The sequence below is a fragment of the Pseudomonas sp. IT-P294 genome (assembly GCF_949767865.1).
Taxonomy (GTDB): Bacteria; Pseudomonadota; Gammaproteobacteria; order Pseudomonadales; family Pseudomonadaceae; genus Aquipseudomonas.
Window position 1 is genome coordinate 120,270 of sequence record NZ_CATKQW010000044.1, and the last position, 14,467, is coordinate 134,736.

At 59.2% G+C, this 14,467-nt stretch carries 11 protein-coding genes; 4 read left to right on the forward strand and 7 right to left on the reverse strand.

Annotated elements, in window-relative coordinates; genetic code table 11:
* Nucleotide 1 precedes the first annotated feature (1 nt).
* The 4 genes from ACM6I0_RS23360 (at nucleotide 2) to lpxC (ending at nucleotide 4,435) form a co-directional block, all read left to right on the forward strand.
* Nucleotides 2-871: a cell division protein FtsQ/DivIB gene (locus tag ACM6I0_RS23360; protein ID WP_090180278.1), complete on the forward strand. Its 870-nt coding sequence runs from the start codon at nucleotides 2-4 to the stop codon at nucleotides 869-871.
* Between the two features lie 15 nt (nucleotides 872-886).
* On the forward strand, nucleotides 887-2,146 hold the full coding sequence (gene ftsA / locus ACM6I0_RS23365; RefSeq protein ID WP_046048247.1) for a cell division protein FtsA: 1,260 nt from the start codon (nucleotides 887-889) through the stop codon (nucleotides 2,144-2,146).
* 71 nt (nucleotides 2,147-2,217) lie between these two features.
* Nucleotides 2,218-3,411, forward strand: a complete 1,194-nt coding sequence (gene ftsZ, locus ACM6I0_RS23370) for a cell division protein FtsZ (protein WP_007943486.1) — start codon at nucleotides 2,218-2,220, stop codon at nucleotides 3,409-3,411.
* A 112-nt stretch (nucleotides 3,412-3,523) separates the two neighbouring features.
* Nucleotides 3,524-4,435: a UDP-3-O-acyl-N-acetylglucosamine deacetylase gene (lpxC, locus tag ACM6I0_RS23375; protein WP_222588379.1), complete on the forward strand. Its 912-nt coding sequence runs from the start codon at nucleotides 3,524-3,526 to the stop codon at nucleotides 4,433-4,435.
* 71 nt (nucleotides 4,436-4,506) lie between these two features.
* Here the strand turns inward: lpxC and ACM6I0_RS23380 are convergent, their stop codons facing one another.
* The 7 genes from ACM6I0_RS23380 to ACM6I0_RS23410 all read right to left on the reverse strand — a co-directional run bounded on the left by ACM6I0_RS23380 (nucleotide 4,507) and on the right by ACM6I0_RS23410 (nucleotide 13,920).
* The gene (locus tag ACM6I0_RS23380) at nucleotides 4,507-6,003 is read right to left on the reverse strand and encodes a diguanylate cyclase (protein WP_414923383.1); all 1,497 of its coding nucleotides are present in this window, start codon (nucleotides 6,001-6,003) and stop codon (nucleotides 4,507-4,509) included.
* 210 nt (nucleotides 6,004-6,213) lie between these two features.
* Complete coding sequence (locus ACM6I0_RS23385) at nucleotides 6,214-6,675, reverse strand: hypothetical protein (protein ID WP_414923384.1); 462 nt, start codon at nucleotides 6,673-6,675, stop codon at nucleotides 6,214-6,216.
* A 462-nt stretch (nucleotides 6,676-7,137) separates the two neighbouring features.
* Nucleotides 7,138-7,362 carry a hypothetical protein gene (locus ACM6I0_RS23390; RefSeq protein WP_285435320.1) on the reverse strand — a complete coding sequence of 75 codons (225 nt, stop codon included), beginning with the start codon at nucleotides 7,360-7,362 and terminating at the stop codon, nucleotides 7,138-7,140.
* A 258-nt stretch (nucleotides 7,363-7,620) separates the two neighbouring features.
* The gene (locus ACM6I0_RS23395; protein ID WP_285435321.1) at nucleotides 7,621-8,985 is read right to left on the reverse strand and encodes a heavy metal sensor histidine kinase; all 1,365 of its coding nucleotides are present in this window, start codon (nucleotides 8,983-8,985) and stop codon (nucleotides 7,621-7,623) included.
* Nucleotides 8,975-9,652, reverse strand: coding sequence for a heavy metal response regulator transcription factor (locus ACM6I0_RS23400; protein ID WP_007916978.1), 678 nt, complete (start codon nucleotides 9,650-9,652; stop codon nucleotides 8,975-8,977). Before ACM6I0_RS23400 ends, ACM6I0_RS23395 begins: the two co-directional genes overlap by 11 nt.
* Before the next feature lie 9 nt (nucleotides 9,653-9,661).
* Nucleotides 9,662-12,763, reverse strand: a complete 3,102-nt coding sequence (locus ACM6I0_RS23405; protein WP_414923385.1) for a multidrug efflux RND transporter permease subunit — start codon at nucleotides 12,761-12,763, stop codon at nucleotides 9,662-9,664.
* Nucleotides 12,760-13,920 (reverse strand): efflux RND transporter periplasmic adaptor subunit, encoded by a 1,161-nt coding sequence (locus tag ACM6I0_RS23410; protein ID WP_285435324.1) that lies wholly within the window; start codon nucleotides 13,918-13,920, stop codon nucleotides 12,760-12,762. The genes ACM6I0_RS23405 and ACM6I0_RS23410 overlap by 4 nt, the downstream gene beginning before the upstream one ends.
* Nucleotides 13,921-14,467 lie beyond the last annotated feature (547 nt).

The following is a 14,467-nucleotide window of genomic DNA, read 5'->3' on the forward strand; positions in this document are numbered from 1 at the left end:
CATGCAAGGCGCACAGCTGAGACATCAGCCCCCTCCAGTACCCGGCCGCAAGCCGGTGCCGCGGGGTGCCAGCCGAATGGTGGCGAAAGAGCCGATGTCCGCGCGCCTGCCCAAAGCCAATTTCGGCTTTCTCAAAGCCTTGTTCTGGCCGGTGCTGTTGGTTGCACTGGGGTTCGGCACTTACGAAGGCGCACAGCGTTTGCTGCCGTACGCCGACCGGCCGATCACCAAGATCAACGTGCAGGGCGATTTGAGTTACATCAGCCAGCAAGCGGTGCAGCAGCGGATCGCCCCGTACGTGGCGTCGAGCTTCTTCACCATCGACCTGGAGAGCATGCGCACCGAGCTTGAAACCATGCCATGGATTGCCCACGCCGAAGTGCGTCGGGTGTGGCCGGATCAAGTGGTGATCCGCCTGGAAGAACAACTGCCCGTGGCCCGTTGGGGCGATGAGTCGCTGTTGAACAACCAGGGGCAGGCCTTCACCCCGCGTGAGCTGGCGAACTATGAACACTTGCCACAGCTGTTCGGTCCACAACGGGCACAACAGCAAGTGATGCAGCAATACCAGGTGCTGAGCCAGATGCTCAGGCCGTTGGGCTTCTCGATTGCACGCCTGGAATTGCGTGAACGAGGCAGCTGGTTCCTGACCACCGGCGCCGGCAGCGCGGGTCCGGGGATCGAACTGCTGCTGGGACGCGGCAACCTGGTGGAAAAGATGCGCCGCTTCATTGCCATCTACGACAAGACGCTTAAAGAACAGATTACGAACATTGCGCGCATCGATCTGCGCTACGCCAACGGCCTCGCTGTTGGCTGGCGGGAACCTGTAGCGCCCACGACAGCCCAACCCGCTGTCGCGAAGAATTAAGAAGAGGCAGGACCCATGGCAAACGTGCAAAGCGGCAAAATGATCGTCGGTCTCGATATCGGCACCTCCAAGGTGGTGGCGCTGGTCGGCGAGGTCTCGGACGACGGCACGCTGGAAATCGTCGGGATCGGCACTCATCCGTCCCGTGGCCTGAAGAAAGGCGTGGTGGTGAACATCGAGTCCACCGTGCAATCGATTCAGCGCGCGATCGAAGAAGCGCAGCTGATGGCCGGTTGCCGGATCCACTCGGCGTTCGTCGGCGTGGCCGGCAATCACATCCGCAGCCTGAACTCCCACGGCATCGTGGCGATTCGTGATCGCGAAGTCAGCGCCGCCGACCTTGAGCGCGTCCTCGACGCCGCCCAGGCCGTGGCGATCCCGGCTGACCAGCGCGTATTGCACACCCTGCCGCAGGATTACGTGATCGATAACCAGGAAGGCGTTCGTGAGCCTCTGGGCATGTCGGGCGTACGTCTGGAAGCCAAGGTTCACGTGGTGACCTGCGCCGTCAACGCCGCACAGAACATTGAAAAATGCGTGCGTCGTTGTGGCCTGGAAATCGACGACATCATTCTCGAGCAACTGGCGTCCGCGTATTCGGTGCTGACCGACGACGAGAAAGAGCTGGGCGTGTGCCTGGTGGACATCGGTGGCGGCACCACCGACATCGCGATCTTCACCGAAGGCGCGATCCGTCACACCGCGGTGATCCCGATTGCGGGCGATCAGGTGACCAACGACATCGCGATGGCGTTGCGCACCCCGACCCAGTACGCCGAAGAAATCAAGATTCGCTACGCCTGCGCCCTGGCCAAGCTGGCCGGTGCCGGTGAGACCATCAAGGTCCCAAGCGTTGGCGACCGTCCGCCGCGCGAGCTGTCGCGCCAGGCCCTGGCCGAAGTGGTCGAGCCGCGTTACGACGAACTGTTCACGCTGATCCAGGCCGAACTGCGTCGCAGCGGCTACGAAGACCTGATCCCTGCCGGCATCGTGCTGACCGGTGGTACATCGAAAATGGAAGGCGCGGTCGAACTGGCCGAAGAGATCTTCCACATGCCGGTCCGCCTGGGCGTGCCTCACGGCGTCAAGGGTCTGGATGACGTGGTCCGCAACCCGATTTATTCCACTGGCGTTGGCCTGTTGATGTACGGCCTGCAAAAGCAGTCCGACGGGATTTCGTTCTCGGGCATCAGCAGCCGCGACAGCTACAGCAATGAAGAACCGAAAGCCGCCTTGCTCGATCGCATCAAGAGCTGGGTACAAGGCAACTTCTAAAGATTTACCGCAGCACCGTTGTAGATACAGGCAGTAGGCGAAAAAACTAGAGAACGTAAAGGAGAGGGAAAATGTTCGAACTCGTAGACAACATCCCCGCAAGCCCGGTTATTAAAGTTATCGGTGTTGGCGGAGGCGGCGGCAACGCTGTCAACCACATGGTCAAGAGCAACATTGAAGGCGTTGAATTCATCTGCGCCAACACTGATGCCCAGGCGCTGAAATCCATCGGCGCGCGGACCATCCTGCAACTGGGTACCGGCGTGACCAAAGGTCTGGGCGCTGGCGCCAACCCTGAAGTAGGTCGTCAGGCCGCTCTCGAAGACCGTGAGCGCATTGCCGAAGTCCTGCAGGGCACCAACATGGTGTTCATCACCACTGGCATGGGCGGTGGTACCGGTACCGGTGCTGCGCCGATCATTGCTGAAGTGGCCAAGGAAATGGGGATTCTCACCGTTGCGGTGGTGACTCGTCCGTTCCCGTTCGAAGGCCGCAAGCGCATGCAGATCGCTGACGAAGGTATCCGTCTGCTGTCTGAAAGCGTTGACTCGTTGATCACCATTCCCAACGAGAAGCTGCTGACCATCCTCGGTAAGGACGCAAGCCTCTTGTCGGCTTTCGCCAAGGCTGACGATGTACTGGCCGGTGCCGTTCGCGGTATCTCCGACATCATCAAGCGTCCGGGCATGATCAACGTCGACTTTGCCGACGTACGCACCGTGATGAGCGAAATGGGCATGGCGATGATGGGCACTGGCTGCGCCAGCGGTCCGAACCGTGCACGCGAAGCCACCGAAGCGGCCATTCGCAACCCGTTGCTCGAAGACGTGAACCTGCAAGGTGCACGCGGCATCCTGGTGAACATCACCGCCGGTCCTGACCTGTCCCTGGGTGAGTACTCCGACGTGGGTAGCATCATCGAAGCCTTCGCTTCCGAGCACGCAATGGTCAAGGTCGGTACCGTTATCGATCCGGACATGCGCGACGAACTGCACGTGACCGTGGTTGCTACCGGTCTGGGCGCTAAAATCGAGAAGCCTGTAAAGGTCATCGACAATACCGTTCACACCTCGATGGCTTCCCAGCCGCAACAATCGGCACCCGCTCGTCAGGAACAACCAGCGGTAAACTACCGTGACCTGGACCGTCCGACCGTCATGCGCAACCAGGCTCAGGCCGGTGCTGCGACTGCCGCGAAGATGAATCCGCAAGATGATCTGGACTACCTGGACATCCCGGCTTTCCTGCGTCGCCAGGCTGATTGATGGAATGTATCAGGGCTATGAAGGTGATTGGTGTTCAGCAAAGGTCTGGTCTGCTATTATCGCCAGCCTTTGTTGATACCAGTTCGCAATTTGCGCTGAAGCGGCCCAAGCCATGATTAAACAACGCACACTGAAAAATATTATCCGTGCCACAGGTGTAGGCCTGCACTCCGGGGAGAAGGTATACCTGACCCTCAAGCCAGCACCTATCGACACCGGCATTGTGTTTTGTCGTGCCGATCTCGATCCGGTCGTGCAAATCCCTGCCCGCGCGGAAAACGTTGGTGAAACCACGATGTCGACCACATTGGTCAGTGGTGACACCAAAGTGGATACGGTGGAGCACTTGCTCTCGGCCATGGCTGGCCTGGGCATCGATAACGCCTACGTCGAGCTCTCCGCGTCTGAAGTCCCAATCATGGATGGTAGCGCTGGACCCTTCGTATTTCTGATTCAGTCGGCTGGCCTGGAAGAACAGGACGCCGCCAAGAAGTTCATCCGGATCCTGCGGGAAGTGACAGTGGAAGACGGCGACAAGCGCGCCACTTTCGTCCCTTTCGAAGGTTTCAAAGTGAGCTTCGAGATCGATTTCGATCACCCGGTTTTCCGTGACCGCACACAAAGTGCAAGCGTGGATTTTTCCAGCACTTCGTTCGTAAAAGAAGTCAGCCGCGCCCGCACCTTTGGTTTCATGAGTGACATCGAGTACCTGCGCAAGCACAACCTCGCACTCGGCGGCAGCGTTGAAAACGCTATTGTGGTCGACGCGGATGGTGTACTTAACGAAGACGGCCTTCGCTATGAAGACGAATTCGTGAAGCACAAGATCCTCGATGCAATTGGTGACCTCTACCTGCTGGGCAATAGCCTGATTGGTGAGTTCAAGGGCTTCAAGTCCGGACATGCATTGAACAACCAGCTACTGCGCAAGTTGATTGAGCAGAAAGATGCTTGGGAAGTCGTGACTTTCGAAGACGCCAGCACTGCACCGATCTCTTACATGCGTCCCGTTGCGGCCGTGTAAGTAAAAACCTCTCTAGTTTTTAAAGGCTGCCTTCGGGTGGCCTTTTTTTATGCCTGTATGCCGATCGTTCCTCAGTCAGCAGAGACCACCCGGTTACGCCCATTTTCCTTGGCCTGATACAGCGCCTTGTCCGCCGCGAACAGCACACTTTCCAGGCTGATATCAGTTGCCGTTGTCCAGGTGCTGATACCAATACTGACAGTGATCGGCGATTCGGCACCCTCGATGAACGGCAACTGCTCAACAGCTTTGCGAATGTGTTCGGCAATCTGTTGCGCGCCGGCGCTGTCGGTTTCCGCCAGGATCACTGAAAACTCTTCGCCACCGTAACGGGCCGCCAGATCAGCCGGTCGTCGCACATGGGCGCTGATGACACTGGCCAGCGTACGTAACGCTTGGTCGCCGGCCTGATGGCCATACCGATCGTTGAAATCCTTGAAGTGATCGGCGTCAATCATCAGCACCGACAGTGGTTTGCCCGATCGTTGCGCCCGAAACCATTCATGACGCAGGGCCTGGTCCAGCGTCCGGCGATTGGCCAGGCCGGTCAACGCATCGGTGGCGGCCAGTTGCGCCAGCCCCCGTTCGGCGTTGTGGCGCAGGCGCAGTTCTCGACAGAACATCCAGGTCAACCAGAGCAGACTGATGCACAACGCCAGGGTCGCCACGCTGACCACCAACGTCGTGCGCTTCCAGGAGGCAAACACTTCATCGCTCGACAGAGCAACGACGACGATCAGCGGCAGGTTGCCCACCTTGGAAAACGTGTACAGGCGTTTGTCCTGGTATTGGCTTGAAACGCTGGTGAAGCTGCCGTTGCCCTCTTTGACGATGCGCTGGAAATTGGGGCGGTTGCTGAAATCCTTGCCGACCAACTCTTCGGCCGGGCGCGGTTCCTGGGCCAGCAGGATGCCGTCCGAGCTGATCAGGTTGACTGAGCTGTCACGACCGATGTTCAAGCTGTTGAACAATTGATCGAAGTAACTCAGGCGCATCGCGGCTTCGGCGACACCGAGGAATTCGCCCTGTGTACCGCTGACCCGGCGACTGAAGCTGATTCGCCACTCATGTTCAGGCTGCCTGGAGCGAAAGGGGCGGCTGATGAACATGCCCGGGTCGCGATTGCTCACGTGAGACTGAAAGTATTCACGGTCGGCGAAATTGCCTTTTCTGGGCTCCACCGAGGCCGAATCGGCAATGACATCGCCCTTGTTGTCCAACAGCAGAATATCGCCCTTGTACGGTGCGGCCGTGGCGCGGTCAAACAAGGCCAGATGGCGGATGGCGGGAGACACATTCTTGAGGTCTTCTCGTTGCGAGGCCGCAATCAGACCGAGCAGGGACAGGTCGTAGAGCTCGACATTGCGCAGCACGTCGGCGTCGATCAACTGCACGATATTGGACGCGGCACGCGTGGCAGACAGTTCTGCGGTGGCGCGCTCACGGACCAACAGAAACGCCACGATGCTCAGGATGGCGACCACCAGCAGCAAACTGCCAAGAACCAGAAGCCGCTCCGACCGGGGCGAACGGACCGGATCTTGAGGTTGTGAACTGCTCACGCTCATGGTTCTGACTTCTGCTAATGAGGCGTTATGAAGGTGCTTTCGCATGAATCGGGCAGAGTTCCAGAAACCGGTCGCGTCCAGAGCGCCTGAATAAAACCCGGATAAAAAAAAGGCCGGCAAAACGTGCTGGCCATTTGTACGGTGAAGTTTAGAAGACATTCAGCGGGTAGTCGACGAACACCCTGTATTCGTCAGTTAACTCGCCAATTATTAATTTTTCTCGTCATCGACCCAGCGAATATCAAATGTGCCCACGAAGAGTTCTCTGGGTGCGCTGTCGTCGATTTTGGCGTTAAAAGAGAATTTCCCGGTTGCGAACGCTTGCTCTCTATTGAAACTTTCGATTGTCAGGGTGCCATCAATCGCTTCGTAGCTCATCCGGTGATCGCCATTCTGAGTGAAGTAGCGGCAGTAATAGTTTTTTGGGAAAGCCTCTGCTGGTAACAGGTATTGTCCTGGCGTAATCGAATCGTAGAAACCGATCTGGATGCCTCTGGATTGATCTGCCACACGTTCAGTTTGACCAACCAGGGTAATAAAACCGATGTCGGAAGACGACTCGCGGTATTCGACTGTCGAGGACTTGAACCCCCCGCCGTAAGCAATATCCACGTCCACATAACCTGTACTGGCGCGCAGTTGAATATCAGGGTTGGCCGATTCAATTGTCATGATGAACTCCTTGGGCAGGAAGGTCAGGCACCTTCATTCCATTTGGATTGAATACGATCACTATTTTTTCAGCTACTGTCAGATCTGACAGTAGACGGCTGTTTTGTTGCCCTTTCTGACGAGTGGAATCAATCTGTTGTCGCTGGGTGGGGTGCTGCTGACAGAGCGCGCCGTAGCCCTTATCGACTTTTAGCAGGCTTATAAGGTGGCGGTCATCGTTGCAGCAACTGCAATGAACAACGGGCTGAAACTGAGAGGGAAACGCACGTGCGGTAAAGCTCCTTGGAGTCAATCAAGCACTTCATTGGTTGAAGTGCAGGCTGTTTCTTATAGGGGAAGACGAACGAGGCCGGTGTTAAACCACGACGAAAAAAAGCCGCTGATAGCAGCGGCTTTGAAGACAACTTTTCAAAGGGAAGAGCCGATGAAAAGTGTCGAGGGAACAGGTGCGAACTGGGTGGGTCAGCTGTCTTTTTCAGCCCGTGGCTGGTTGGCAGACGTTGACGCTTGAGGGGTTTGCGCAGCTTCCTGGGCTTTGGCCGTCATTTCACTCTGATACTGTTCGTAGGCTGCGACGCGTGCCTCGTTTTGTGCGGCGAAGGTCTGCGACTCTTCAGCCATGGCGAACGGTGACAGGAACAATGAGGACAAAACGAAAGCGCTGGCAATACCCATAGTGTTGGACATCTTTAAAACCTTCTTGCTTGGCAAGTGCTGTTTGGTGCGGCAAAGATAAGGGGGATTGCGGAGGGGAAAAAGAGCGGATTCATGAAAGGACTGTTGCGTTAAAAGCAATAGTTACACACTGATCGTTCCCACGTTGAGGCGTCGAACCGTCCGCGTGGGAATGCAGCCCGGGACGCTCCGCGTCCCAACAAAAGCCGAACGCGGAGCGTCCGTTGAGGCATTCCCACGCAGAGCGTGGGAACGATCCGTTGAGAAGGGCTAAACCGGGAGGTGGATGCCGAAGGTATTCATCCCGTGATCGCTGCGCACAAACACATCCCCGCCGTGCATCAGCGCAATCGCCTTGACGATCGCCAGCCCCAACCCGTGGTTGTTGCCGCTGTTGCTGCGTGACGCATCCACCCGGTAAAAACGCTCGAACAGTCGAGGCAAATGCTCGCTGGCAATCGGCGAACCTGGGTTGGCGACACCGATGCTTACCTGATGCGCCTCAACCTCGATTTTCACCTCGATTACTTGTCCGGGCTCGGTGTGCTGAACCGCGTTACTCAACAAGTTAATTAGCGCCCGGCGCAAATGTGCAATCTCGATCCGCACTTGCGCATCACCACTGACGCGCACCTGAACCTGTGCATCCTCAAGAATGAAATCCAGATATTCGAGGGTCGTCGCCACTTCAGCGGCCAGCGAGGTGGACGTCAGTTTGGTGGCCTTGCTGCCCTGGTCCGCGCTGGCAAGAAACAGCATGTCATTGATGATCGAACGCAGCCGCTCCAGCTCTTCAAGGTTCGATTGCAGCACTTCGAAATAGTGTTCGGCAGAACGCCCGCGAGTAAGCGCCACCTGGGTCTGGCCGATCAGGTTGGTCAAGGGCGAACGCAGTTCATGGGCAACGTCGGCGTTGAACGACTCCAGCCGCGAATAGGCCTGTTCCACCCGCTCCAGTGTCGAGTTGAACGAATTGACGAACTGATTGAGTTCCGGCGGCAATGACGACATGCGCAAACGCCCGGAACGCAAAGGCGGCGCCAGTCGCTGGGCTTCCTGAGACAACTTGATCAACGGTTTCAGACCAATGCGCGCCACCCAGTACCCGAGTGCCGAAGCCAGTAACACGCCGACGATCGCCAGGCTGATGAGGGCGATCAGCAGGTGATGCTGAGTCTGGAAAAACGTCTCGGTGTCGATGCCGATCATGAAGCGCAGCGGCGGACGTTGATCCTTGGCCGGGAACTGGCTGACCAGCACTTTCAGCGGATAAGGATGATCCGGCAGGGTCATGTCGCGCATCCCCAGCGCGCCTTCGGCAAAGGCGCGGATCTGCGGCGTCAGGTTGCCGTATTCGTAGTTCGGATCGCCGCTGATGATCCAGAAACTGATGCGTTTGTCTTCTTCGCCGAGCAGCTTGAGCTTGTTGTTGATCTTCACCCAATGCTCGGGCGTGCCGTAACGCCCGACGGTGGATTCGAGCACGCTGTAGCGCGCGTCCAGCTCGGCTTCCGGCAGCAGGCCCAGGCCTTTATCGACCTGTTGATACAGCGCCCAGCCGATCAGCAGGAACACCAGCAGCGCCACCAACGTAAACATCCCACTGAGGCGCAGCGCAATCGAGTTACTGGACACCGCGGCTCTCCAGCACATAACCCATGCCGCGAATGGTGTGCAGCAGTTTTTCGTCGAACGGCCCGTCGAGCTTGGCCCGCAGGCGCTTGATCGCGACTTCGACGACATTGGCGTCGCTGTCGAAATTGATGTCCCAGACCATTTCGGCAATCGCCGTTTTCGAGAGGATTTCACCCTGCCGGCGGGCCAGCACGCTCAGCAGCGAAAACTCCTTGGCGGTCAGGTCCAGGCGCGTACCGGCGCGGGTCGCCTTGCGGCTGATCAAGTCGATCCACAGGTCGGCAATGCTCACTTGCACCGGTTCGTGGCCGCCGCTGCGCCGGGTCAGCGCTTGCAGGCGTGCTACCAGTTCCAGGAAGGAAAACGGCTTGCCGAGGTAATCGTCGGCGCCGTCGCGCAGGCCCTTGATGCGGTCTTCGACACGCTCGCGGGCGGTGAGCATGATCACCGGGGTTTGCTTGCGCGCACGCAAGGCGCGCAGTACGCCAAAGCCGTCGAGGCCCGGCAGCATGACGTCGAGGACGATTACCGCATAGTCGCTTTCCAGCGCCAGGTGCAGGCCTTCGACGCCGTCGCGCGCCAGGTCCACGGTGTAACCCTGTTCCGTCAGGCCGCGGTGCAAATAATCCGCGGTTTTTTCTTCGTCTTCGATAATCAGAACGCGCATGACCCCGCCTCAGTCTGTGGTTGCCAGCACCGGCAAGGGTGCGGGTTTAGGCCGATGGAATAGCCGCTCAAGCCACAAGTATATGACCGGAGTGGTGAACAACGTCAGCGCCTGGCTCACCAACAAGCCGCCGACGACCGCGATCCCCAACGGCTGGCGCAGTTCGGCGCCGGTGCCGTAGCCGAGCATCAGCGGCAACGCACCGAGCAGGGCGGCGAGGGTGGTCATGATGATCGGCCGGAACCGCGTGATACAGGCCTTGAATATCGCCTCTTCAGGCGGCAAGCCACCGTTGCGTTGGGCGTCGAGCGCGAAGTCGATCATCAGGATGCCGTTTTTCTTCACGATCCCGATCAGCAGCACCAGCCCGATCAGTGCCATGATCGAAAAGTCCTGGCCACAGATCCACAGCATGATCACCGCGCCGAGCCCCGCCGATGGCAGTGTCGAGATGATGGTCAGCGGATGCACGAAGCTCTCGTAAAGCACGCCGAGAATGATGTACACCGCCACCAGCGCCGCCAGAATCAGCCACGGCTGGCTGGCCAGCGAACTCTGGAACGCCTGCGCCGCGCCCTGGAAGTTACCGCTCATGGCCGCCGGCATGCCGATCTCGGCCTTGGCCTGGTTGAGCATGATCACGGCATCGCCCAACGCCACGCCGGGCGCCAGGTTGAACGACAGGTTGGCGGCCGGGAACATGCCGTCATGGGCAATGGACAGCGGGCCGACGGTGGGCGCATCGAATTTCGCCAGCGCCGACAGCGGCACCATTTCCCCACTCAGGGGCGAGCGCAGGTAGAAGTAGTTGAGGCTTTCGGCTTTGCCGCGTTGTTTGGTATCCAGCTCCAGAATCACGTTGTATTGGTTGATCTGGGTCTGGAACTCGTTGATCTGCCGCTGACCGAACGCGTCGTACAGCGCTTCGTCGACATCACTGGCGGTCAGGCCGAAACGCGCGGCGGCGCTGCGGTCGATGCTGATGTGGGTGATGCTGCCGCCCAGTTGCAGGTCGTTGGAAATATCACGGAACGCCGGGTTGGCGCGCAGCTTTTCCGTCAGGCGCTGGGTCCAGGTGCTGAGGGTCGCGCCGTCGTTGCTCTTGAGCACGTATTGGTACTGGGCGCGACTCGGGCCGGAGCTGAGGTTGATGTCCTGGCCGGCACGCAGGTACAGCACGATGCCCGGGACTTTCATCAGTTTCGGGCGAATCCGGTCAATGAACTGACTGGCCGAGACGTCTCGGTCGCCGCGTTTTTTCAGCGAGATCCAGAAGCGGCCGTTGGCGATGGTCTGGTTACTGCCCGAGACGCCAACCGAGTGGGAAAACGCCTCAACAGCAGGGTCTGCGGCGACGATTTCGGCCATCGCCAAGTGTTTTTTCACCATGTCGCCGTAGGAAATATCGGCGGCGGCTTCGGTGGTCCCGAGGACAAAACCGGTGTCCTGCACCGGGAAGAAGCCCTTGGGGATAAAGATGTAACCGGCAATCGCCAGGCCCAGTGACAGGCAGAACACCCCGATCATCAATTTTTGATGGGCGAGGGCGCGGCGCAGGAGTTTTTCATAGCCGGCCAGCAAGCGTTCGCCAAACGTAGGTTTGCTGTGGGCGTGATGCACCGGCGCACGCATGAACAGCGCGGCCAGCGTCGGCGCCAGTGTCAGGGATACCACCACCGAAATCATGATGGTCGAGGTAGCCGTCAGGGCGAATTCCTTGAACAGCCGCCCGACCACACCGCCCATGAACAGCAGCGGAATGAACGCCGCCACCAGCGAGAAGCTGATGGACACCACGGTAAAACCAATCTCGCCGGCGCCCTTTATCGCCGCCTCTCGCATGCCGTCGCCGGCCTCAAGGTGACGGTGAATGTTCTCCACCACCACAATCGCATCGTCGACCACGAACCCCACGGCCACCACGATCGCCACCAGCGTCAGGTTGTTGAGGCTGAAGCCCATGATGTACATCAGGGCGAAACTGGCGGTCAGCGAAACACCCAGCACCGCGGACACGATCATGGTCGCCGACCACTGGCGCAGGAACAGCGCCATCACCGCCACCACCAGCAGGATTGCGATCAGCAGGGTGACCTCCACTTCATGCAGCGAGGCGCGGATGGTCTGTGTGCGGTCGACCAGCACCTTGACCTGCACCGACGCCGGCAGCATGGCTTCGAGGCCGGGCAGGGCGGCCTGAATGCGATCCACCGTCTCGACAATGTTGGCCCCCGGTTGCCGGGAAATCACCAGGTTCACCCCCGGTTTGTCACCAGCCCAGGCTTGCACGTAGGCATCTTCCGAACCGTTGACGACTTTGGCGACGTCCTTGAGGTGAACCGGTGCGCCATCCTTGTAGGAAACGATGAGTTGGCTGTATTCCTCGGGATGGAAGAGCTGGTCGTTGGTCGACAGCGTCGAGATGCTCGACTCGCCGTACAACGCACCTTTGGCGAGGTTGAGGCTGGTGTTCTGGATTGCCTGGCGAATGTCCGCCAGCGTCAGGCCGATAGCGGCGAGTTTGTCCGCCGAGGCTTGAACGCGAATCGCCGGACGTTGCTGACCGGTAATGTTGATTTGGCCTACGCCGTTGATCTGACTGATCTGACGCGAGAGCAGTGTTTCCACCAGGTCGCTGAGCTCAGTGCCGGGCATTTGTGTCGAGTTGACGCTGAGAATCAGCACCGGGCTGTCGGCCGGGTTGACCTTGCGCCACGTCGGCAGGGTCGGCATGTCTTTGGGCAGCTTGCCGGCGGCGGTGTTGATCGCGGCCTGTACTTCCTGGGCGGCGGTGTCGATGCTTTTGTCGAGGGTGAATTGCAGGGTCAGGTTGGTCGAGCCCAGGGCGCTGCTCGAGGTCATCTGGGTCACGCCGGGGATGGCGCTGAATTGCACTTCAAGCGGCGTGGCCACCGACGACGCCATGGTTTCCGGGCTGGCGCCGGGGAGTTGCGCGGCGACCTGAATGGTCGGGAATTCCGCCTCTGGCAGCGGCGCAATGGGCAGGCGCGGAAAGGCGATGACGCCCAACAGTACCAAGGCAAACGTCAGCAGAACGGTGGCGACCGGGTGATCGATGCACCACGCCGAGATCGAGCCGTGGCCCTTCATGGCTTGGACTCCGACTGAACCACTTGCGGCGGGTCGGTCAGCACCTGAACGGTGGAACCGGGTTTGAGCCGCGACTGGCCATCGCTGACCAATACATCGCCCGGTTTGACACCTTTGATGATGTCCTGGCCGCTGCCTTGAGCAACCATCTGTACGGTGACGGTTTCGACTTTGTCGCCGTTGACCCGGTACACGTAATGTTGATCGAGGCCGCGTTGTACGACGGTGGGCGGCACCACCAGCGCATCTTTATCCAGCGCTGTCTGAATCTTTACCGTCACCAGCAGGCCCGGCCAGAGCTTTTGCCCGGGGTTGTCGAATTCAGCCTTGGCGCGGATGGTCCCGGTGTTGGCGCTGATCTGGTTGTCGATCAGGGTCAGGTGACCTTCGCCCAGCAGGTTGCCGGTTTCGCCGTCGGTGTCGGCACCGATGTAGGCTTTCACCACCGCGTGCTCCGGGTCGTTGATCAGGCCTTGCAGGGTGGGCAGCATTTGCTGTGGCAGGGAGAATTCCACGGCAATCGGGTCGATCTGGGTCACCGTGAACAGGCCTTGGGCGTCGGCCATGCGCAGGAAGTTGCCTTCATCCACTGTGCGAATACCGACGCGGCCGGTGACCGGGGAGCGAATCTGTGTGTAGGAAAGCTGCACTTGAGCGGCGTCGATCGAGGCTTGGTTACCTTGGGCGGTGGCTTTGAGTTGGTTGACCAGGGCTTGTTGCTGGTCGTAGGTCTGTTTGGATACGCCGTCGTCGACGCTCAGGAGTTTGTAGCGCTTGAGGTTGACTTGTGCGACTTGCAGTTGTGCCTGGCTTTCGCCGAGTTGGGCGCGGGCCTGGTCGAGGCTGGCGCGGATGGAGCGGTCGTCGATGGTGGCGAGCAGGTCGCCTTTGTTCACCAGTTGGCCTTCTTTGACCATGATTTTGGTGAGGATGCCGTCGATTTGTGGGCGGACGACGACGCTGTGCAGTGATAGCACTGAGCCGATGCCGCTGACGTAGCGGGGGACGTCTTTTGTGGTGACGCTGACGACGCGAACGGGGATTGCTGTGGGCGCGGCGAGTTTGGCGGTGGCGGGTTTGGTGGCGTACCACACGCCCAGCGCTGCCATGACGATCAGAAGGGTTGCGAGCAGGGCGGGTTTTTTCTGAATTCGCATGCGTGTGGGGCGCCGGGGCTTGGGGTTTTGTCGGGTTTGTATTTTCCTTTATAAACCTGTTTGGTGGTCGGGAAGGTGACTGGTAACTGACGGCGCTGTCAGTTTGGGGCGTTCTTTTGGTCTTGGCGGCCTTTGGGCCGACCATGTTTTGGGTTGATTGGGTGTATATCCGTTGCTGCGGTAACGGCGGCTTAGGGTTTCGCCCTGACGGCGACTCCCTTTGGCAAACGCCCCAAAGGAAGCAAAGGTCTTTGCCCCGACGTCCGGCCCCTCGCTTAGGCTCGGTGTTCCTTCGTTCCGGCATTCATCTGGGGGCATCGCCTCCGGTCGGCTTCGCTTCGACCTCCTCTCGATGTGTTCGACTTCGTCGAACGGCGCTACGCGCCTCCCCCCCAGATGAACGCCTCCACTCAGCCTGCCGAAGGGGCGGGTGGATCAAGATCAAGAGCTGCAGGCGAGCTACCGCTCGGCCTGTTGAGTGGTGAGGAGCGGGCGGTACGCCTCGATTTACTGTAGGAGTGAGCCAGCTCCGGGCGGCGTTCCGACG

What these genes read in the sequence shown, in the direction of transcription:
- ftsA (WP_046048247.1), top strand. Translation starts at nt 887, where the DNA reads ATGGCAAACGTGCAAAGCGGCAAAATGATCGTCGGTCTCGATATCGGC.
- ACM6I0_RS23400 (WP_007916978.1), bottom strand. Translation starts at nt 9,652, where the DNA reads ATGCGCGTTCTGATTATCGAAGACGAAGAAAAAACCGCGGATTATTTG.
- ftsZ (WP_007943486.1), top strand. Translation starts at nt 2,218, where the DNA reads ATGTTCGAACTCGTAGACAACATCCCCGCAAGCCCGGTTATTAAAGTT.
- ACM6I0_RS23360 (WP_090180278.1), top strand. Translation starts at nt 2, where the DNA reads ATGCAAGGCGCACAGCTGAGACATCAGCCCCCTCCAGTACCCGGCCGC.
- ACM6I0_RS23385 (WP_414923384.1), bottom strand. Translation starts at nt 6,675, where the DNA reads ATGACAATTGAATCGGCCAACCCTGATATTCAACTGCGCGCCAGTACA.
- ACM6I0_RS23390 (WP_285435320.1), bottom strand. Translation starts at nt 7,362, where the DNA reads ATGTCCAACACTATGGGTATTGCCAGCGCTTTCGTTTTGTCCTCATTG.
- ACM6I0_RS23410 (WP_285435324.1), bottom strand. Translation starts at nt 13,920, where the DNA reads ATGCGAATTCAGAAAAAACCCGCCCTGCTCGCAACCCTTCTGATCGTC.
- lpxC (WP_222588379.1), top strand. Translation starts at nt 3,524, where the DNA reads ATGATTAAACAACGCACACTGAAAAATATTATCCGTGCCACAGGTGTA.
- ACM6I0_RS23380 (WP_414923383.1), bottom strand. Translation starts at nt 6,003, where the DNA reads ATGAGCGTGAGCAGTTCACAACCTCAAGATCCGGTCCGTTCGCCCCGG.
- ACM6I0_RS23405 (WP_414923385.1), bottom strand. Translation starts at nt 12,763, where the DNA reads ATGAAGGGCCACGGCTCGATCTCGGCGTGGTGCATCGATCACCCGGTC.